Source organism: Cyanobium sp. CH-040 (assembly GCF_024346135.1).
Lineage (GTDB): Bacteria > Cyanobacteriota > Cyanobacteriia > PCC-6307 > Cyanobiaceae > NIES-981.
This window is the reverse complement of the sequence record NZ_JAGQCJ010000010.1, coordinates 45,191-64,507: the sequence shown is the minus strand read 5'-3', so window position 1 is coordinate 64,507 and position 19,317 is coordinate 45,191. Positions and strand designations below refer to the sequence as shown.

The following is a 19,317-nucleotide window of genomic DNA, read 5'->3' as shown; positions in this document are numbered from 1 at the left end:
CCCCGCGCGGCACCATGGACGCAGCGCAGAGCCAGGGCAGCATGCCCATCCACCGCTGGATCAAGACCGACTGCGGCCGGGCCAAATACGCCGAGCTGGCCGGCCACAGGGGGCTGCTGGCCCGGCTGCGGCTCGTGTGGTTCGTGCTGATCGCGGCGATCCGCGACTGGCGGCTGCCCGATCCGGACCGGATTCAGCCGAACAGGTAGGTGGCGTTGATCGAACCCCGGGTCCAGGGCTGGCGCACCATGGCACCGAGATCGAGGAAATCGACCGTGCTCGACCCCTCGTTGGAGAGCATCAGCATGTCGCGACCCGTGGGGCTCTGGCTGGCCGGCACCACCAGCAGACCCTCGGCGGCTTCACTGCCAGCGATCTCCAGCGCGGTCACGAAGGCGTCGTCCTTCACCCGGTAGGTGCGGGGGCTGCGGTCCTGGTCGGTGATGTCGAAGATCGCCAGGAACGTCTTGTTGTCGCCAAGGATGGTGCGCTCCGGAGCGGCGATGGCATAGCGGCGCCCGGTGACCGGATCCTGCCAGTTCACCACCGCTTCGGGCTCCACCCCCTTGTCATCACTGCGGCCGTCGTCGTACTGGCCCAGGGCGATGGCGATGTTCTGCAGGGCGTCGCCGCTGTCCCAGAGCAGCTGGCCGGTGAGGCCATCGAAGAGGCTGATGCTGCGGCTGCCGAAGGAGGTGTCGCTGTTCACACGCTCGTCGGGATTGCCGGTGTCATCGAGCGTCTTCAGGCGGCGGTAGAGCGACTCGGCATACCGACGTGAGCGCTCCTCATCGCTGTAGAGCTCCTGGTCCTCAACATCGGGATAGATCCGGCTGTCACCCTCGTTGGCGGTGAGCACGAACAGGCCGTTCTGCTGGCTGAAGGCATCGATGCCATCGGGCATGCGCAGGCCGAAGAACCGGCGGTCGGCGGGCAGCCGCTGGGGATTGATCAACCGGCTGCCGCCAGGACCATCCTGATCGCTGATGTCCACGGTCACCTGGGTGTAGTCGATCCGGCCGAGATCAAAGATTCCTTCGATCGTGTTGGTGGCCAGATTCACCCGGGCGATGCCGTTGTTCTCCTGCAGGCTCACGAAGGCTGTGTTGCCCACGATGGTCACGTACTCGGGCTCGATGTCCTGGGCGGCCGTGGTGCCAGCGGGGCCGGTGAGGCGCAGCCCTGCCGGCAACGCAAGGCCCTCGAAGCCGAGATCGGTGTAACGGAAATTGGGATTGCTGCGGCCACGGGCCGTGATGTCGATGATGCCGATCGAGCCCACCGGATCCACCGAATAGGCCTCCGGGAAACTGCCATCAGCGGCTTCCGGCCCCCAGTTCGCCTCCCCCTCATTGGCGATCACCAGCTTGGTGCCGTTGGCGTTGAAGGCCATGCCATCGGGCAGGAAACCCACCGGCACGTCCTCCAGAAAGGTGAGGCTGCCATCGGCGCCCAGGCGGAAGAAGCGCACCAGCCCGCGCATCTCATCGAGGCTGGTGGCCTGGCGGTAGCCCGCCGGCGAGAGGCCCACGGCCACGAGGTTGCCGAAGGTCGCCACCGTGCCGGTGTCGACAGGGCCCAGATCCTGGCGGGTGAGCAGCGTGGGGTTCGCAGGGTCGGTGGCCTCGCTCACCTGCAGCGTGTTGCCGCCGCCGATGGAGAGCACGAAGAAGCGCCCGCCGATGCCCACGGAGGCGGAGATTTCAGCCTGGGGCGGACCACCCGCAAGAGTGAGGTTCAGCTGGCCCAGGATGGGATCGGCAGGAGCTTCGCCGCCAGGACGGCCGGGCTGGAATGGACGGTTGGCGATCGCTGAAGGGCTGCCCGCCTTCGCCAGCTGGAGCGGATCCTGGGCGCCCGAGAGCAGGCTGGTTTCCGCTGGTGAACGCTCGAGCCCGTCGACGGACTGGGTGCGCCGGCGGGTGGGGAGCTGCTCCGGCTGCAGAAACGCCAGGGGGGACGGCAGCGAGGCCGGAGTTGCAGAAGCCATGGAGGCCGCGGGAACGATCACGCGGCCCCACTGTTCCGCCGGAGGGCGGATGGCGTCGTTAAGTCGTCCTTAAGGGGCGCTTAAGGATCAGGCCCCCCGCACCCCCCGGTGGGACCGCACGGCTGCCTAGCTGATCAGGCCTCGCTTGCGCAGCGGCTTGAGATCCGCGATCTGCAGCCCGGTGGGGGTGTCCACCAGCGTGCCGCGGGTGCGCAGCTGGGTGAGGATCTTGGAGGTGGTGCCCCTCGCCAAACCACTGATGGTGGCGATCTCGGTCTGACTGAGGCATGGGATCACACCCTGGGGATCCTGACCATCGCTGTTGCAACGGGCCAGCTCCAGCAGGGTGGCCAGAACGCGGGTTGTGGCATCTTCTCCCCGCAACGTGAACCGTTTGCCCATGGCCAGGAGGCGTGCGGCCTGAAGCCGTGCCATCGCCAGGGCGAACGATGGTGAGCGCTGCAGTTCCTGCTGAAGACCCGACCAGCGCAGCTTCACCACTTCGAGCGGCGTCAGGGCCACCACATCGGCGGAGCGGCGTCCATGGCCCTGCAGCATCGCCAGCTCACCGAACATGTCGCCGATTCCCAGCAGAGCCACCACCACCTCGCCGCCATGAACATTGATGCTGCGGACCTTGACGATCCCGGTTCGAATCAGAAACAGACCCTCACTCCAATCCGCCTCGAAGACAATCTGCTGAGCCGCAGGCACCAACAACACACGATGGTCCTCAAGAAATCGCTGCAGCAAGGAATCCTCAAGTCCAGTAAACAACGGGAAGGCCGCTAACTCAGAAACATCGCACGAGGGAGCGACTTGCATTCCAGGGTTACGAGGGAAACAACGGACGGCCGCCGCCCTTCACGGCGCAGCTGATGGGCAACTGATGCGTCGTTCAACCGTTATCGAACACAGGCAGGAAGCCCACGGAAACTCAGGGAACGGCCAGCTGTCATCTCCATGACACGTTGCTCCCCTCATCATGACGGCTGCCAGTCAGCGCGTCACGAGCCCAGCGGAATGGACCCCGACATGCTTGTGGTGTTCAAGGGGATGAGCCCATCCTCCACCTCACGAACTCCCCAGCCATGTCCACCCTTCCCGCCGCCATCTCACAACCGGCCATCGGCGCTGCGCGGCCGCACACCGCCCTGATCGCGATCGCCGCCTCCACGGCCACCGCCATCGTGGTTCTCTCCCTCACATCCATCCATCCCCGCCATCCCGCCAACCACGTCTCAGCCGAAGGACGTTCCCTCAGTCCGGTGTCACTGACGGCTGCCGAGAACAGCGGACCGCGCGGCAAGAAGCGCGCTGGCGATGCCAAACCAACAGCCACTGCCGTGGCAGCCACCACCGACACGGCCACGGCAGGTTCGAACAGAAACCGGGGCACGTCCCTCCGCAGGCAGCGCTGATCGGTGGCTCGACTGGTGCCGGCGGCTGTCCTGCGGGGTTGGCTCACGCGTCGCTGTCGGCGCCCAGGGCCTGCCGCGCCGCCCGTCCCACCAGCCACACCGAACCCACGGTGGCCAGCACGCCCACCAGCCGCAGGGTCCAGGTGGTGGCGTCGGCCTGGCCGCTGAGCACCTCGCCGAAGCGGGCCACATCACCGGCCAGCGCCCCCAGGCCGCAGAACAGGATCGTGCCCGGCAGGATGCCGATCAGGCCGATCGAGTAGTCGCGCAGGCTCACCTCGCTGAGGCCGTAGGCGAGGTTGAGCAGGGAAAACGGGAAGGCCGGCGACAGGCGGGTGAGCAGCACCAGCCGCAGCCCCTCGCGGCTCACGGCCTGCTCGATCGCCAGCAGCCTGGGCACGGCGGCGAGGCGGCGGCGGGCCCACTGCCGCAGCCAGCCGCGGCCCAGCAGGAAGGCGGCCTCGGCCCCCAGGCAGGCGCCCACGAACACCACCGCACTGCCCCACCACGGACCGTAGAGCGCACCGGCCAGCATCGAGGCCCACACCCCTGGCAGCAGCAGCGTCACCCACAGGGCGTAGAGGGGCACGAAGGCCAGGGCCCCCAGCGGGGAACGCAGGGCGGGGAGCAGTTGATCCAGCAGGGCTTCAGCCATCGGTGCAGCGGCGCAGGAACTGGGCGGCCACCGTGTCCTCCGGATCCTCCCGCAGCACCGCTGCGAACGCCTCGGCGGCGGTCGTGAAGCGGCCGGCGTGAAAAGCCTCCACGCCCATCTCGAACCGCTCCAGGGTGGCCCGCCTGGCGGCACCGCCGCCGGGGTGGCCGCCATCGTCGATCAGCTCGAGCACCTTCACCGGCAGCGACTTGCCCCGCACCTGCAGATCCCCGAGGGAGCGAACCGTCACCGGCAGGGAAGCGGCGACGTCCTCGAGGGTGTCGGCGGTGAGGGCGATGCCGCAGCCGAAGGTCTTGGTGAGGTCCTCCACGCGGTCCGCCAGGTTGACCGCATCGGAGATCACGGTGCTCTCCATCCGCTCCTCCTCACCGACGGTGCCCAGCATCAGATCACCCGTGTGGATGCCGATGCCGATGCGCAGCGGTGCGCCATCGACGGCGCGGCGGTCGCGGTTGTAGGCGGCCACCTCGCGCTGGATCGCCAGGGCCGCCCTTACCGCATCGGCGGCGCTGCGGGGGAACAGCGCCATCACGGCATCGCCGATGTACTTGTCGATGAAGCCGTCGTGTTCGCGGATGATCGGTCCCACCCGGCGCAGGTAGGCGTTGAGGAAATCGAAGCTCTCCTTGGGCGTCAGCCGCTCGGAGATCGCCGTGAAATCGCGGATGTCGGCGAAGAGCACGGTCATCCGCTTGAGGATCTGATCCCCGAGCTCCACGTCCAGGATGCTGTCGCGGCCCAGAAAGCTCAGAAATTCGTGGGGGATGAAGCGGCCGTAGGAGCGGTTGATCCGCGCCATCTCGCCATAGAGGCGCGCGTTCTCCAGGGAGATGGCCAGCTGGGTGCCGAGAATTTCGATGGTCTCGAGGCGCAGGCTGCCGAAGACGTCGCTAGCCAGGTTGTTCTCCAGATACACCACCCCCAGCACCTGCGACTGCAGGGTGAGCGGCAGGCAGAGCACCGAGCGCAGCCCGGCGGCCATCACCCGCGGATCGTGGCGGAACTCGCCCTCGGCGGCCGCATCGGCAAGCACCACCGGCCGGCGCAGCCGGCGCACCATGCGCACGATCGAGAGCGGCAGATCGTGGCTCTCGGCCAGCGGCCGGGCCTGCAGCACCTCCACCTGCCGGGGGTCGGCCCGGCCCTCGGCCTGGATCAGCGCCTGCTCGCCCGCATCCAGCACGAGCACCACCCGCTCGGCACCGGCATTCGCCAGGAGGATCTCCACGATCCGATCCAGGAGGCGGTCGAGCAGGATCTCCCTGGAGAGGGCCTGCATCGACTCGATCAGGCTGTGCAGATCCAGGCTCCTGCCCAGCAGGCCGCTCACCGGCTGCCGGGGGGCGGCCTGCTCGCCGGCGGCCCGCAGCTGCCCCAGCCGCTCCCGGCGGTAGCGGGCCTCCTCGGCATGGGCGCGGGCGGCCACCGGGTCGCCGAGGCTGCGGTGCAGGGCAGCCGCCCTGGCATGGGCATAGGCGGCCAGGGGTTCATGACCGGCCTCCAGGGCCGCCTGAATCGCCAGCCCATAGAGCTCCAGAGCCTGGGCGGTCCTGCCGTCCACCCAGGCGGTCTCGGCCTGCACCAGCAGGGCGCGGTGGCGGAAGTTGGCGGGGCAGAGACGGGCTCGGCCATCGAGGTCGCGCCCCAGGCGGCGCAGGCTCTGGCGATGAAGCCGCCGCAGGGCGGGATCGCCTTCCTCCGGCAGCACGGCCGCCAGACAGAGGGCCTGCAGCAGGTCATCCTCGGCCGCGTGCAGCAACCCTGAGGCGGCGGCACGGGTGGATCGGGCGGCACGCACCATCGCCAGGGCCTGGTGGTGCTCCCCGGCCTGCAGCAGCACCTGCGTCTTGCAGAGCTGGTACCAGTGCAGGGCGACGCGGAACTCGGGCCGCTGCTCCAGCAGCGTCCGCTGCGCCAGCTCGTCGAACTCGGCGTCACTGAGGTCGGTGGCGCCGCGGGTGCGGCCCTGCAGGCAGCGCGCCAGCTGCCGCGTGACCAGGAAGAACACCGGGGTGTAGTGCTCACCCACCTGCCGGGCATGGTCGAGGCAGCGCTGGCTCTCCGCTTCGATCTCGGCGTAGGGGCGGCCCAGGAACACCAGCTGCATGCACAGCACGTTGTTGGCGTAGCAGGCCCACACCAGATCGCCGGACGCCATCCCCGCCTCGAAGGCCCGGCGCAGGTGGCCCGTCGCCTCCAGGGCTGGGTCGCTCCAGCCGTGGATGAAGCCCCCATAGAGGAAATGGGCCTTGCAGAGCAGGGCCTGGCTGCCGTAGTGCTCCGCCAGCTGCAGACCCACCCGGCCGAACTGCTGGCGCTGGAGGAAACGTCCCCGCTCTTCACCGAGAAAGCGACCGAGGCCGAGATAGGCCATGGCCGAGACCGGCGCGTGGCCGTGCTGCATCGACAGCCGGGCCATCCGCAGATAGCAGAGGTGGCTGGCCTCCATGTCGAGGTAGTAGAGGGCCGGGATCATCTGGGCCATCAGGGTCAGCCGTGCCTGCTGCAGGGGGTCCTGCAGCGGCGGCTGGTGGGCCAGCGCCGGGATCGAGCGGCCCAGCAGCAGCTGCTGGATGCGCCAGGTCTCCAGGTGCTGGGCCCGCCGCACCGCGGTCGGGGTGGGGGGCATGGGCAGACCCAGCTCGCGCAGGGCCGCATAGCCCAGCTCCAGCACCTCGCTCATGCGGTTGAGGGCCGTGGCCAGGATCATCCGCAGCCCCTGCACCTCCGCCAGCTGCAGCCGGTCGCGCACGTGGCTGAGCAGGATGGCGGCGGTGTCCTGGGCCTGGTCGATCGCGCCGCAGAGGTACTGAGACTCCAGCAGGTCCTTGTGGAGGTCGTAGGCGAGGCGATGGTGCCGGCGCCAGGCGTCCGGCGGCAGCAGGGTCACCCCCTGCTCGAGGTAGGCGAGGGCGTTGGCGTAGGCCACCGAGGCCTTGGCCCGGCGGGCGGCCTCCAGATTCAGGCCGGCCAGCTCGAGCCGCTCACGAGGGTCGTCGATCAGCGGCCGGCCCCGGTTGAGGTGATCCACCAGGTCGAACAGCTGTCCTTCGGCCAGGGCCTCGCGGCCGGCCAGCATGCGCCGGCCCACCCGCAGGTGAATGGCCGCCCGCTCCCGCTCGTCGGCCAGGGCCGCGTAGGCCGCCTGCTGGATGCGGTCGTGCAGGAAGCGGTAGGCCGAATCCGGTGACCCGGAGCTCACCAGAGGGGCCACCAGGTTGGCCGCCTCGCCCGCGCCCAGATGGCGGCGAACCGTGGCGGTGGGCTCGCCGCCCACCAGCGCCAGGGCCGTGGCATCGAAGCGGTTGCCCAGGCAGGCGGCGAGGGTGAGGGTGCGCCGCACCGGCGCCGGCAGGCGCTTCAGTTCGTCCAGCACCAGGCTCACCACGTCATCGGGGAAGGTGGCGGCCCGGATGCTCCCCAGATCCCAGATCCAGCGCTGGCCGTCGAAGCGCACGTGACCCTCGCGGAAGAGGTTCTGCAGCAACTGGTTGATGAAGAAGGGGTTGCCGCCGGTGGTGTCCTGCAACCGGCGGGCCAGTTCCCGGCACTCGGCGGCCGGGCAGCTGAAGCAGGCCGCCAGCAGGTGGTTCACGTCGTCAGCCTGCAGGGGCTGGAGCTGGATGGTCTCCAGCCGGGCTGCCTGACTGGCGAGCTGCTGCAGCATCGCCGGCAGCGGATGGGCCGGCCCCAGCTCCTGATCCCGCCAGGCGGCGATCACCAGGAGGTTCGCCAGGCCGTCGCGGAGCAGCAGCTCCCGAAGGATGCTCAGGGAGCCCTGATCGGCCCACTGGAGGTCGTCCAGCACCAGCACCAGGGGATGGTCCGGCTGGGCGAACACCGCCAGGAAGCGCAGTACCACCTGGCGGAAGCGGTTCTGAGCCTCCACCGGGGGCAGCGGTTCGGGCTGGGGCTGGGGCCCGAGGATCAGCCCGAGTTCCGGCAGCACCTCCACCAGCAGCTGGGCCGCACCCCCGAGAGCGCTCTGCAGCCGCCGGCGCCAGGCCTGCAGAGCCTCCGCGTCCTGGCTCAGCACCTGACGCGCCAGCGCCGCGAAGCACTGGATCAGGGGCGCGTAGGGGATGTTCAGCCCCAGCTGATCGCACTTGCCCTCCGCGACCAGGCAGCGGCGGTGCTGCAGGGCTGGCCGCAGCGAGTCGATCAGGCTCGATTTGCCGACCCCGGCCGCCCCGCTGAGCCCCACCATCGCCACCGCCCCCGCCAGGGCCTGTTCCACCCGCACCAGCAGACGCTGGCGGTCGCTGGCACGGCCGAACAGCCGCTTGGGAATCACCAGGCGATCGCCGCGGTCGGCACTGCCCAGGGCGAAGGGCTCGATCCTCCCCAGGCGCTGCAACTGGCTGGAACACTCCCCCAGGTCGGCCAGCAGACCGTGGATGGTCTGGTAGCGGTCGTCGGGCTGCTTGGCCAGCAGCTTGAGCACCAGGGCCGAGAGGGCGTCCGGAATCCCGGGCTCGAGCTGGTGGGGCGGTTCGGGAGAGCGGGCGAGGTGCCCATGGATCACCGCCATCGGATCACTGGCGGCGAAGGGGGTACGGCCGGTGAGCAGGTCGTAGAGGCAGATGCCGAGGGCGTAGAGATCGCTGCGACGGTCCGGGGTCCGCTGCAGCCGTCCGCTGGCCTCCGGAGAGAGGTAGAGGAGATCCTCGAGGGGCCGCTGCTCGGGGGTCTGGGGCGGCGGGTTGCCCAGTGGAGCCGCCTGCTCCAGCGCCAGCAGCCGCACCGCGCCATCCTCCGCCAGCAGCAGGCAGCGGGGGCTGAGGTTGTTGTGCAGAAGCCCCTGACGGTGCAGTGCGCCCAGGGCACGGGCGGCGTGCCGGATCAGGCTGAGCAAGCGCTCACGATCGGCGGCGAACTCCTGGCGCCTGCGGCTCAGGGTCTGGCCGCCCGGATCCTCGAACACCAGCACCGGCAGGTCCTGGTGCCGCTCCAGCCGCAGCAGTGGCAGGGTCGCCCCGGCCTCGAGGCCGTCGCACACCGCCGCCTCATGCTCCAGGCTGGCGATCGCCTCGGCGCTGGGGCGTTCGTGGCGCAGCATGCGCAGCAGCACCAGTCGCCCGTCGCGCTGATCCAGCACCCGCACCATGCGGGCGAAGGGTCCCTCCTCGAGGGTCTCGATCAGGGAGTAACCGGGGGACGTGGGCACGGTTCAACGTGGGGGTACACGTGCTGCTCGAACAGCTCGCGCACCACGTCCGGAACGCGCTCCAGTCTGGGGTCATAGTCGGCCCGTGCATCGACGCAGTAGGCAGCGCTGCGCGGTTCGATGCACTCCAGCCAGGTGGTGTGGATGGTGTAGCCCGGATCGAAGCGGGGATGGGCCAGGCGGCAGAGGGGGCCGAGGGCCAGGTGAGCCGCGTCGAAGATCCACAGCTCCTTGGCCTGCTCGCTGATGGCGACGCAGAGGATCCAGCCGTCAGTGTCGGGATCGGCCGCCGCAGCGGGCGCTGCAGCGGGCCTGATCCGGGGCACGAACTGGGGCGAATTGCACACCCAGGTCTGCCATTCGCCGCCGGCCAGCTGCCGCTGAGGGAAGGGGTAGGCATCGGCGATGGTCATCGTGGCCGTGTCCACCCGGAACAGCGCCGAGGGCCGGCCACCGCCGGCAGCGGGCCCCTCCAGCAGCTCCGGCAGCGGCACCAGACGATGGGGGTAGTCGGCATAGAGGCGCCGCAGAAACTCCGGCAGCAGGTCGGCCCAGAAGCCCAGGGACTGCCAGTAGATGGACGACAGGCGGCCGTCGGGGGCAGCGGACGGATCCACATCCCGGCGGCAGGTGTAGAGACCGATCCCCCAGGTGAGGCTTTGGTCGTGCAGGGTCCGCGCCAGAAACGCACCGGTCTCCCCGTCGATCTCGTAGCGCCCCAGGCGGCCCAGATCCATGGCGCCCACGGCGATCATGCCCCGCAGCGCCGGATCGAGGGGCCGGCCGTCCAGGGCGGAAACGTCCTCCGGGCGGACCCACTCCGACACGTCGGTGGCGCACTCGTGGGCGGCGTGCAGGCTGATGCGCCCCCCTGGGTTGGCCCAGTCCACCAGGAAGTGGCCCACTTCCAGCGGAATCACCAGCCGCCGGGCGATCACTGGGGAACCTGTCTCGGCAGCACCTGCCTTCTCTCCAACCATGGGCGCGCTGCTGCTGAGATCGCCGCGGCGCACCACGTAGAGGGTGGTGTCCGGCTTCTGGGGACGGGTGAGCAGGCGGCGCAGCAGCCGGTTCAGGGCGGGGCAGCGGCGGAAGGGGCGGGAGAGCAGCTGCTCGAGGCCGAACTTCAGCGACGTGTCGGCCAGCACCAGGTAATCGCGGCTCACCCCGATCTGGTGCATGGTCTGGTCGATGCGCAGGGGCTCGCCCCTCTCATCCACCAGGGACCAGCGGCGCAGGGGTCCGCGGCCGTCCCAGGCCAGCAGATGCACGAAGTCGGCCACTCCCAGCCGCCGACGCAGGAGGGAGCGCACGGGGGCCAGCAGCAGTCCCGCGAGCTGGGCCAGGGGCCGGAACACCTGTGCCACGGCGCCGGCCAGCCGGTCCAACCGGTCCACCAGGGGAATGGTGTCGAGGAAGTTGCCGGTGGAGCGCCCGTAATTCACCGTGAACAGGGTGGCCGTGGCCGGATCGAACACCGGGTGGGCCGTGCTCAGCACCGGCGGGAAGGGCAGGGGCAGGTCGGCACCGGGCCGCCACTCCACGTTGGTGCCCACCGGTGTCACCACCTGCAGGGTCACCGGATCGATCTCGTAGGGACGGCCGCCGTCGAAGGTGAGCAGCAGGCGGGTGGGCTCATCGGGCCCGAAGCGCATCGGCACGAAGGCGGTGTTGAGCTGATTGCGCATGCCCAGATGCACCGAGAACCGCGACATGCCCCAGTCGCTGAAGCCGAGCCCGGCAGCGGCACTGCCGGGCCGGGTGGCGAGATCGGCCCAGAAGCAGGGCGTGCGGGCCAGGCGGGTGGTGAGGACAATCCCACCGCCGGGGGTCTGGTTGAGATCGAAGCGATGGATCAGCCCGTTGCCGTTCCACACATGGCTGTCGTCGGGGTTGGGAAGGCCGTCGGAACTGACGGAACCCACCGGGGCGATCAGGAACAGATGGCCCTGCAGATCGGCGGGGATCTCACCCTCCACCACCACCAGCTGCTCTTCGATGAGTTCAGCGGCGCTGGCCCGCAGCATCGAGCGGGGAAAAGGCGGTTGCTGAGGCATCAAACAGAGGTCTGCTGATGAGCTGTGGGCGAGGCGTCGGAGGCAGGAAAATGGGGATAGACATGCTCCTCAAAAAAATCCTGGAGATCACGTATTTCGGGGTTCTGTTTCATTCTCTTGATGTCAACAAACCTTTGATCGTAGTCTGTTTTTACGGGCACGTTATAGGTGGCCGTGCGCTTTGCGATGCTCGGCACCCAGGTGGAATGAATCGTCATCCCCACTTTCAGGCCGGGATGACCGAGGCGGCAGACGGGGCCGACCCAAAGCCGGGCAGCATTGAACAACCAGAATTCACTTTGAGTGGGGTCATCACTGCCGTTTACTACACACAAAAGATAGCCCTCACCGCCCCCGGGCGTTGACCTCTCGGACGGCAGAAACTGCACTGAATTGCCGAAGCGGCCAGCCGGAAAGACATAGCGATCGGCAATCGTCATGCTGGCCGTATCAAGGCGGAGCAGCGTGGCAGGCAGGCCACGGCGCAGCACATCATTAGCCTCCTCCAACGTGAGAGTTCGGGGGCCAGCCGGAGCGTTGAGACGCTCGATGTAGGCGGGAAGCAGATCGCCATGGCTGCCCCAGCCATTCCAGAAGATCTGCTTGATCTGGCCAGGCGGCGTGACGCCATCGGGTTGGCACCAGGCACACAGCGCCAGCATCCAGGTGAGATCCCTGCCGGAATCCTCGGCCAGTTGCTTATCCAGCAGCTTCCCGCTTTCCCCATTCAGCACATAGCGACCGAGCACGTTGATGTCAGTGCTGCCGGTGGCCATGCCCACGACGCCTGGGTAGATGCTGTGGGGGAAATCATCAAAGGGACGATTCCACTCCGCCGCATCCCAGCCCGTGTTATGGGCACAGTGCAGCGTGATGCGATCGTCAGGATTATCGTAATCCACCAAGAAGTGCGCCGTGCCACGGGGAATCTTCACCCGTCGGGCTGTCACCTCCTCCTGATCCGACCTCAGATCACAGCGGCTGATAATATAGAGAACCGTGTAATCACTCTGACGATAATCCAGCAGGTTGCGCAGCACCCGCTCCACTTTCGGAAACTTCGGCGAGGGAGCGGTGAGCAGCTGTTCGACTCCGAGCTTGAATGCGGTGTCCATCAGGATCACATATTTCTCCGTCACCCCCATCTGGTGCATGCTCTGCAGGATGCGCGGCGATCCATCGGCACTGACGCTGCCATCTTCCTTGTTCACGCCTTCCACACGCACGGCCCACTTCTGCAGCTTGTTCTGGCCATCCCAGCTGATCAGATCGACGAAATCCTCCATGCTGTCGGCATCGGCGAGCAACCCGCGCGCCACCTTCAGCAAGCGCAGCAGTTCCTCCACGTGGTCGGTGGTGCTCTTCGCCCCCTCTTCCAGCTGTTCCTCCAGCAGGGCCAGCAGTTCAGATGTCACGTGGCGCTTGCCAACGGTTCGTGTGGAGCCAGCAGGCCCATGATCAGTGCGACGCCGACGCAGCAGCCCGCGCAGTCCACCTCGAAACGAATGCCCAAGCCGGGGGTGGACGCGTTTCTCCAGCCATTGGATCAACCGCAACAGACGGCGGGCCGCGCCCAGCAGGCGCTCCGCCACAGTGATCAGCTGCTCCAGATCGGCCTGAAGCTTCGCATCATTACGGGTGAACGGTGCATCCACCTGGTGATTCAGGATCGGGTGCAGAGCCGTGCCGATAGACTTGCCGTAGTTGAGGCTGAATAGCCGCGGGTCCCTCTCTCCAGTAGCAGTTGCTTTCTGCTCGAGTTGGGGATCGTGGGCCGGATGGGCGAGCGTGGTGACGATGCCGAAGGGCAGAGGCAGGGGGATCCATTCGCGCCATTCGGAATTGAAGCCCACGGCCGTGGCGATCTCGAGGCTGTCGGGGTCGATCTCGAAGTGACGCCCCGCATCCCAGGTGATGATCAGTCGGTTGCCCTCGGCCTTGTTGAAGAGCATGGGCACCACGGCCGTGTTCACCTCATTGCGGAAGCCGAGTTTGAAGGACAGGCGCGCCAGGCCATGGTTGGCGTAGCGGAAAGACTTCCACAGGTCGTAGGCAAGGCAGGCCTGATCGGTGTAAAAGCAAGGCGTCTTGGGGATCCGGCTGGTGATCCTCACCTTGTCGCCGCCGAAATCGAGGCGGTGCAGCAGCGGATCGCCGTTGAACAGCGGCGTGCCGTCGGCGGAAGGATGAATCAGGCCATCGGCTCCCAGCGGCTCACTGTCCAGAAAGCCACCGGGGCCCATGAAGAAGGCATGGCCATGCACATCAGGCGGAAGCGACCCCTCGAGCACCTGAAGCGGCTCATCCGTGAGCCCCTCCCGCCGGAGCAGCCCGATCGATGCGGGGAATGGGACCGGAAGCGGGGGAGCCAGCGGGCTGGGCTCGGGCTGTGGAGCGTGCGGGTCCACAGGGTGTTCCCCGAGGCTGGCGGCAGCATCCTGGTGGCGGGCCACCCTTCGGTGTGTAACTGACGCCACACAACAGCACGACACAGATGTCTTGAGGGGGAGGCTGGCGCCGGTTCCAGCTGCCGCTGAGGGCGGTTCCTAACCTTCCCGAACCACCCTGGTGTCATGAGGCCTGCCAGCCGCCGCTCCGGCCCCCGCGCGCCGTGGGTCTCACCACTGCTGGCGACCCTGCTTGCTCTGGCAGTGGCGATGACGCCGCTGTTGTGGAGCGGCGAGGGCCTTGCGGGCGCCGTCAGGGCCGAGCCCCAGTCCCCCCTCCGGATGGGCACCACAGCCTCGGAGCGTGGCCCGGCTCCGATCGTGCTCGACGGTCGAACCCTGTTCCGCATCTGGCCCTCCGGCGACCTCAGCGCTGAGCAGCGCAGCGCCGCCGTCAACCAGCGCCTGGAGGAGGCGGCCAGCGGCGAGACAGCGGCGGCGATCGAGGTGAGCACGCAGAACAACCTGCCGGTGCTGCTGCTCAACGGCCGCACCCTGCTCACCGTCACCGAGCGCGACGTGCCCGAAGGCCTCGAGGCGATGGAACAGGCGAAGGCCTGGCGCCAGCGACTGGAGGAGGCCCTTGCACGGGCCGGGGTCGAACGGAGCCCCGGCCATCTGAGGCGCGTCCTCCCCCGGGTGCTGGCGGTCCTCGCCGTGGCCGCCGTCCTGCACTGGGGTCTGCGGGCTGTGTGGCACCGCCGCTTTCCCCAGGCCTGGGCCCTGCAGCCGGAGGAGCCGTTGGAACGGCACAGCCGCAGCGTGCGCTTCCTGCAGCGGGCGGCGCTGGTGCTGCTGCAGGCCGGCGTGTGGATGGCGGCGCTGGTGTGGATCGGCGATCAGTTTCCGCTCAGCCGCCGCCTGGGCGGCGCGGCCGCGGCGGGAGCCAGCCGCTGGCTGGCGGTGCCGCTCCTGCCGCTGGGGGCCCGCAGCTACTCCCTGGTGGATGTCGTCATCCTGGTGGCGCTGCTGCTGCTGCTCGTGCAGGGCGTAGGACTGCTGCTGCGGCTGCTGCGCAGCCGGGTGCTGCGCTACACGGGCATGAGCCTGGGGGGGCAGGAGGCTGTGGCCTTCCTGCTCCGCTACGGGCTGCTGTTCTTCGGAGCGCTCGTGCTGCTGCAGCTCTGGGGCCTCGATCTCACCTCCCTGGCCCTGTTCGCCAGCGTGCTGGGCGTGGGCGTGGGCCTCGGCCTGCAGACGATCAGCAAGAACCTGCTCAGCGGCCTGGTGATCATCTTCGAGCGGCCGATCCAGGTGGGTGATTTCGTGGAGATCGGTGACCTGCAGGGCACGGTGCAGAAGCTGGGCCTGCGCAGCACCGTGGTGGAGTCGCTGGACGGGGTGGCGATCATCGTGCCCAACTCGGAATTCCTCGACTCCCGGGTGGTGAACTGGAGCCACGGCAGTCCGGTGTCGCGGCTGCAGGTGCCGGTGGGGGTGGCCTACGGCTCCGACACCACCGAGGTGCGCAAGGCCCTGATCGCCGCCTGCGACGGCCAGCCCTCCGTGCTGCGGGAACCGGCACCGAAAGTGTTCTTCAGCGGCTTCGGCGACAGCGCCCTCGAGTTCACCCTGCTGGTGTGGATCCGTGAGCCCATGCGCCAGTACCAGATCAAGAGCGACCTCAACTTCCGCATCGAAGCCCTGCTGCGTGAGCGCGGCATCAGCGTGCCCTTCCCCCAGCGCGATCTGCACCTCAGCGGGGAGGGCCTGGAGCTGCGCCTTTCGGAGGAGCTGGAGAACCGGCTGATGCCCCGCAAGCAGGACAGCGCCCCAACCTGACCGCAACCCAGGCATGGGCGTCTACACAACCAGCGCACGGACGTGATTCAGCGGAAGGCCGGAGCCAACTCATTGACGATGATCTCGCTGACACCGGTGACCATGAACTGAACCCCCATCGCGGCAACCATCAGGCCCATCACCCGCAGCAGCAGGTTCATGCCGATCGGGCCGAGGATGTCCTGCAGCCAGCGCCCGGAGAGAAACACCACCAGCACCGAAAGGGCGAGCACCACCGTGGCGACGAGGAGGCCGCCACTGACGACATGGCCTTGACCAGCCCGGCTGGAAAAGAGAATCACATTGGCGATCGCCCCAGGACCGACGATCAGCGGCATTGCCAGCGGGATCACGATCTTCTGGTAGATCGTTTCGGCTTCCTTGAGCTTGTTCTCCCCCGCCTCGGTAGCCACGAGCTGATCACCCGAGTCAGCCATTCCGCCAGCGATGATCTTGAGTCCCGTCACGAGCAGGAGGATTCCACCTGCAATGCGAAAGGCATCGATCGACACACCGAAGAAGCGCAGTAGAGGGTCACCGATGAACAGAAACATCAGCAGCAGACCAAGAACCGTGAGGGAGACGAATAACGCCACAAGGCGTTGAACCGGCTTGCTTTCCCTGGCTGTGAAGCCAAGAAAAATGGGCAGGGCACCCAACGGATTCATCAACGCAAAGGACGTGACCACGAAATTCAGCAGAGTCGACATCTGCATCAATGACGATGCGAATTGACTGGAACTTACTCACCCATCTACCCTCAGCCCATCTCTGCTGCAGCCACCCGTGCCCGGGATGGCTGGGATTGGCCTGGATGGATCGCGGGGAATCGGCGTTGGCCGGTCACCCCAACTCCGCCAGCCGCTTCCGCGCCAGCTCCCCCTGGGCTTCGGCCTCCGCCAGGTTGGCGCGGCACTCAGCCACCACCGCCGGCGGCGCCTTGTCGGCGAAGTTCGGGTTGGCCAGACGCCCCGCCAGACCCTTTATCTCCTTCTCGGCCTTGGCCAGGTCCTTCTCCAGCCGGCCGCGCAGAGCGTCGAGATCCACCAGGCCCTCGATCGGCAGCAGCACCTGCAGCTCGCCGCACACCCCGGCGAGCGCCCGCCGCTGGCCGCCGGCACCACCGCGGCTGACTTCCAGCTGATCGGGGCTGAGCACAGCCACGCTCTCGGCACGGGTGAGGGCGGTGATGTCGGCCGTGGCCTCCTGCAGCAGCGCGGCCAGCTCGCCGCGGCCGGTGACGAACTGCACCGGCGCCGGCTGGGCTGGTTTGAGGCCGGCCACGGCCCGCAGGTTGCGCACCACCCGGATCGCCTCGATCAGCTCGGCGAAGCTCGCCTCCAGCGCCTCGTCAAGGGCGGCATCGTCGGCCTGCGGCCAGTGCTGCAGGGCGAGGAAGGTGGCGTCCGGCTCGCCGCTGAGCCCGTGCCAGAGCTCCTCGCTGAGGTGGGGCATCAGCGGGTGCAGCATCACCAGCAGTTCCTGCAGCACTTTCGCGAGCACCTGCCGGGCGCTGCGCTGATCGGCCAGGGCCGCCTCGCGGGCAGGGCCCTCCAGCTCGGCCGGTACCTGGAGGCGCCGCTTGCTCAGCTCCAGATACCAGTCGCACACCTCGTTCCAGGCGAACTCATAGAGGCCCTTGGCCGCCTCACCCAGGCCATAGCTGGCGTAGCGCTCGGCCGTTTCGCCGTTGACGCGGGCCAGGCGCGAGAGGATCCAGCGGTCGGCCAGCTGCAGGGGCCGCCCTTCCTGCTGCAGCAGCGTGGCATCGGGCTCACCCAGGCTGGCGGGTGTCTCGCCGCCCAGGTTCATCAGGGCGAAGCGGGTGGCGTTCCAGAGCTTGTTGGCGAAGTTGCGCGCCGCCTCCACCGTGGCCGAGGTGTCGCTCTTGCGGTCGTAGTCGAGGCGGATGTCCTGGCCGGCGCCGGCCACCTCGCGCACCAGGGCGAAGCGGAGGGCGTCGGCGCCGTAGCGCTCGATCAGCAGCAGCGGGTCGATGCCGTTGCCCGCCGATTTGCTCATCTTGCGGTTGTTCTCATCGCGCACCAGGCCGTGGATGTACACGTCCCGGAAGGGCATCCAGGCCGCCGGGTCGCCGCCGCCCTCAGCCACCAGAGCACCGGCCATCATCGTCATCCGGGCCACCCAGAAGAAGATGATGTCGAAGCCCGTCACCAGCACGCTGGTGGGATACCAGCGCTGCAGATCGGCGGCGCCCGTCTCGGGCCAGCCCAGGGTGGAGAAGGGCCACAGGCCGCTGGAGAACCAGGTGTCGAGCACGTCGGGGTCCTGCTCCAGCACCACCGGGTGGGCGTGGGTGCCGCCGCCGAACTGCGCCTCTGCCTTCGCCATCGCTTCGGCCTCATCCCGCGCCACCACATAGGGGGTGCTGTCGGTGATCGCGCCGCCGGTCTCGCTCACCACGAACCAGGCGGGGATGCGGTGGCCCCACCACAGCTGGCGCGAGATGCACCAGTCGCGGATGCCGGTGAGCCAGTCGCGGTACACCTTCTCCCAGCGCTCCGGCACGAAGCGCGGCGCGGCGCCGGCGGGATGGTCCAGGGCGTCGCGACAGCGGGCGGCCAGGGGCTCGGCCGTCACGAACCACTGGGTGGAGAGCAGGGGCTCCACCGGCACCTTGCCGCGATCCGAAAACGGCACGCTGTGGCGGTGGGGCTCCACACGCACCAAAAAGCCCTCCGCCTCCATCGCCGCCACCACGGCCTGGCGGGCCTCGAAGCGATCCAGCCCGGCGAAGCGGCCGGCGGCTTCGTTCATGGTGCCGTCGCGGTTCATCACCGTGATCAGCGGCAGGTCGTGGCGCTGACCGATGGCGAAGTCGTTGGGGTCGTGGGCGGGGGTCACCTTCACGCAGCCCGTTCCGAACTCGGGGTCCACGTGGTCGTCGGCGACGATCGGGATCTCGCGCCCCACCAGCGGCAGGGTGAGGGTGCGGCCCACCAGATCGGCGTAGCGGGAATCGGCGGGATTCACCGCCACGGCCGTGTCGCCCAGCAGGGTCTCGGGCCGGGTGGTGGCGACCTCCAGATGGGTGCGCCCGTTAGCGGCCGGGCCATCGCTGAGGGGGTAGCGGAAGTGCCAGAGGTGGCCGTCCACCTCCTTCATCTCCACCTCCAGATCGCTCACCGCCGAGCCGGAGGCGGGGCACCAGTTCACCAGGTATTCGCCCCGGTAGATCAGCCCCTGCTCGTGCAGGCGGTTGAACGCCTCCACCACCGCGGCGCTGCAGCCCTCGTCGAGGGTGAAGCGCTCCCGCTGCCAGTCCAGCGAATAGCCGAGACGGCGCAGCTGGCCCTTGATCGTGCCCTCGCTGTGGGCCTTCCACTGCCAGGCGCGCTCCAGGAACGCCTCGCGGCCCAGCTCATGCCGGCTGGTGCCCTCCGCCTTGAGCTGCTTCTCGAGCAGCGTCTGCACGGCGATCGAGGCGTGGTCGGTGCCGGGCAGGCAGAGCACGTTGCGGCCGCGCAGGCGCTGGAAGCGCACGATCGCGTCGATCAGGGCCGCCTCGAAGCCGTGGCCCATGTGCAGGCTGCCGGTCACGTTCGGCGGCGGGATCACCACCGAGAACGGTTCGCCGGCGGCGCCGGGGTCGGGATGGAAGGCGCCGCTGCTCTCCCAGGCCCGCTGCCAGCGCGCCTCGGTGCCCACCGGGTCGTAGGTCTTGGGCAGGGCGTCGGTCACGGAAGCGGCGCGGACGATCCGCCCATGGTCTCAAAGCCACCGGCCCGCAGACGCCGGGGCCCTCCGGTCGAGCGC

At 68.5% G+C, this 19,317-nt stretch carries 11 protein-coding genes; 3 read left to right on the top strand and 8 right to left on the bottom strand.

The annotated features are described in order from the left end of the window. The first annotated feature begins 14 nt into the window (after positions 1–14). Positions 15–209 carry a hypothetical protein gene (locus KBY90_RS10305; RefSeq protein WP_254968517.1) on the top strand — a complete coding sequence of 65 codons (195 nt, stop codon included), beginning with the start codon at positions 15–17 and terminating at the stop codon, positions 207–209. On the opposite strand, the gene KBY90_RS10300 is transcribed toward KBY90_RS10305, so the two are convergent. Both KBY90_RS10300 and KBY90_RS10295 read right to left on the bottom strand, forming a co-directional pair. Next, positions 194–1,990, bottom strand: a complete 1,797-nt coding sequence (locus KBY90_RS10300; RefSeq protein ID WP_254968516.1) for a choice-of-anchor I domain-containing protein — start codon at positions 1,988–1,990, stop codon at positions 194–196. The two genes, KBY90_RS10305 and KBY90_RS10300, sit on opposite strands and share 16 nt — an antisense overlap. A 126-nt stretch (positions 1,991–2,116) precedes the next feature. Then, positions 2,117–2,815, bottom strand: a complete 699-nt coding sequence (locus tag KBY90_RS10295; RefSeq protein ID WP_254968515.1) for a Crp/Fnr family transcriptional regulator — start codon at positions 2,813–2,815, stop codon at positions 2,117–2,119. A 266-nt stretch (positions 2,816–3,081) separates the two neighbouring features. Here KBY90_RS10295 and KBY90_RS10290 point away from each other — a divergent pair, with 266 nt between their 5' ends. Then, entirely contained in the window at positions 3,082–3,411 is a 330-nt protein-coding gene (locus KBY90_RS10290) for a hypothetical protein (RefSeq protein ID WP_254968514.1), read from the top strand. 43 nt (positions 3,412–3,454) lie between these two features. On the opposite strand, the gene KBY90_RS10285 is transcribed toward KBY90_RS10290, so the two are convergent. From KBY90_RS10285 to KBY90_RS10270, 4 genes are read right to left on the bottom strand one after another with little or no spacing between them, the layout of a single operon-like run. Further along, complete coding sequence (locus KBY90_RS10285) at positions 3,455–4,066, bottom strand: TVP38/TMEM64 family protein (RefSeq protein WP_254968513.1); 612 nt, start codon at positions 4,064–4,066, stop codon at positions 3,455–3,457. Continuing rightward, on the bottom strand, positions 4,059–9,254 hold the full coding sequence (locus KBY90_RS10280; RefSeq protein WP_254968512.1) for an AAA family ATPase: 5,196 nt from the start codon (positions 9,252–9,254) through the stop codon (positions 4,059–4,061). Before KBY90_RS10280 ends, KBY90_RS10285 begins: the two co-directional genes overlap by 8 nt. Beyond that, positions 9,227–11,311, bottom strand: coding sequence for a carotenoid oxygenase family protein (locus tag KBY90_RS10275; RefSeq protein WP_254968511.1), 2,085 nt, complete (start codon positions 11,309–11,311; stop codon positions 9,227–9,229). The genes KBY90_RS10280 and KBY90_RS10275 overlap by 28 nt, the downstream gene beginning before the upstream one ends. Continuing rightward, positions 11,311–13,719: a carotenoid oxygenase family protein gene (locus KBY90_RS10270; protein ID WP_254968510.1), complete on the bottom strand. Its 2,409-nt coding sequence runs from the start codon at positions 13,717–13,719 to the stop codon at positions 11,311–11,313. The genes KBY90_RS10275 and KBY90_RS10270 overlap by 1 nt, the downstream gene beginning before the upstream one ends. Positions 13,720–13,884: 165 nt before the next feature. On the opposite strand from KBY90_RS10270, the gene KBY90_RS10265 reads away from it, so the two are divergent. After that, complete coding sequence (locus tag KBY90_RS10265) at positions 13,885–15,540, top strand: mechanosensitive ion channel family protein (RefSeq protein ID WP_254968509.1); 1,656 nt, start codon at positions 13,885–13,887, stop codon at positions 15,538–15,540. A gap of 47 nt (positions 15,541–15,587) precedes the next feature. On the opposite strand, the gene KBY90_RS10260 is transcribed toward KBY90_RS10265, so the two are convergent. Both KBY90_RS10260 and KBY90_RS10255 read right to left on the bottom strand, forming a co-directional pair. After that, positions 15,588–16,250 carry a MarC family protein gene (locus KBY90_RS10260; protein WP_254968508.1) on the bottom strand — a complete coding sequence of 221 codons (663 nt, stop codon included), beginning with the start codon at positions 16,248–16,250 and terminating at the stop codon, positions 15,588–15,590. A 133-nt stretch (positions 16,251–16,383) separates the two neighbouring features. Next, positions 16,384–19,242, bottom strand: a complete 2,859-nt coding sequence (locus KBY90_RS10255; RefSeq protein WP_254968507.1) for a valine--tRNA ligase — start codon at positions 19,240–19,242, stop codon at positions 16,384–16,386. Positions 19,243–19,317: the final 75 nt, after the last annotated feature.

Coding starts and splice junctions, on each gene's coding strand:
- KBY90_RS10260 (WP_254968508.1), bottom strand. CDS start 16,250: ATGTCGACTCTGCTGAATTTCGTGGTCACGTCCTTTGCGTTGATGAAT.
- KBY90_RS10275 (WP_254968511.1), bottom strand. CDS start 11,311: ATGCCTCAGCAACCGCCTTTTCCCCGCTCGATGCTGCGGGCCAGCGCC.
- KBY90_RS10295 (WP_254968515.1), bottom strand. CDS start 2,815: ATGCAAGTCGCTCCCTCGTGCGATGTTTCTGAGTTAGCGGCCTTCCCG.
- KBY90_RS10300 (WP_254968516.1), bottom strand. CDS start 1,990: ATGGCTTCTGCAACTCCGGCCTCGCTGCCGTCCCCCCTGGCGTTTCTG.
- KBY90_RS10305 (WP_254968517.1), top strand. CDS start 15: ATGGACGCAGCGCAGAGCCAGGGCAGCATGCCCATCCACCGCTGGATC.
- KBY90_RS10290 (WP_254968514.1), top strand. CDS start 3,082: ATGTCCACCCTTCCCGCCGCCATCTCACAACCGGCCATCGGCGCTGCG.
- KBY90_RS10285 (WP_254968513.1), bottom strand. CDS start 4,066: ATGGCTGAAGCCCTGCTGGATCAACTGCTCCCCGCCCTGCGTTCCCCG.
- KBY90_RS10265 (WP_254968509.1), top strand. CDS start 13,885: ATGAGGCCTGCCAGCCGCCGCTCCGGCCCCCGCGCGCCGTGGGTCTCA.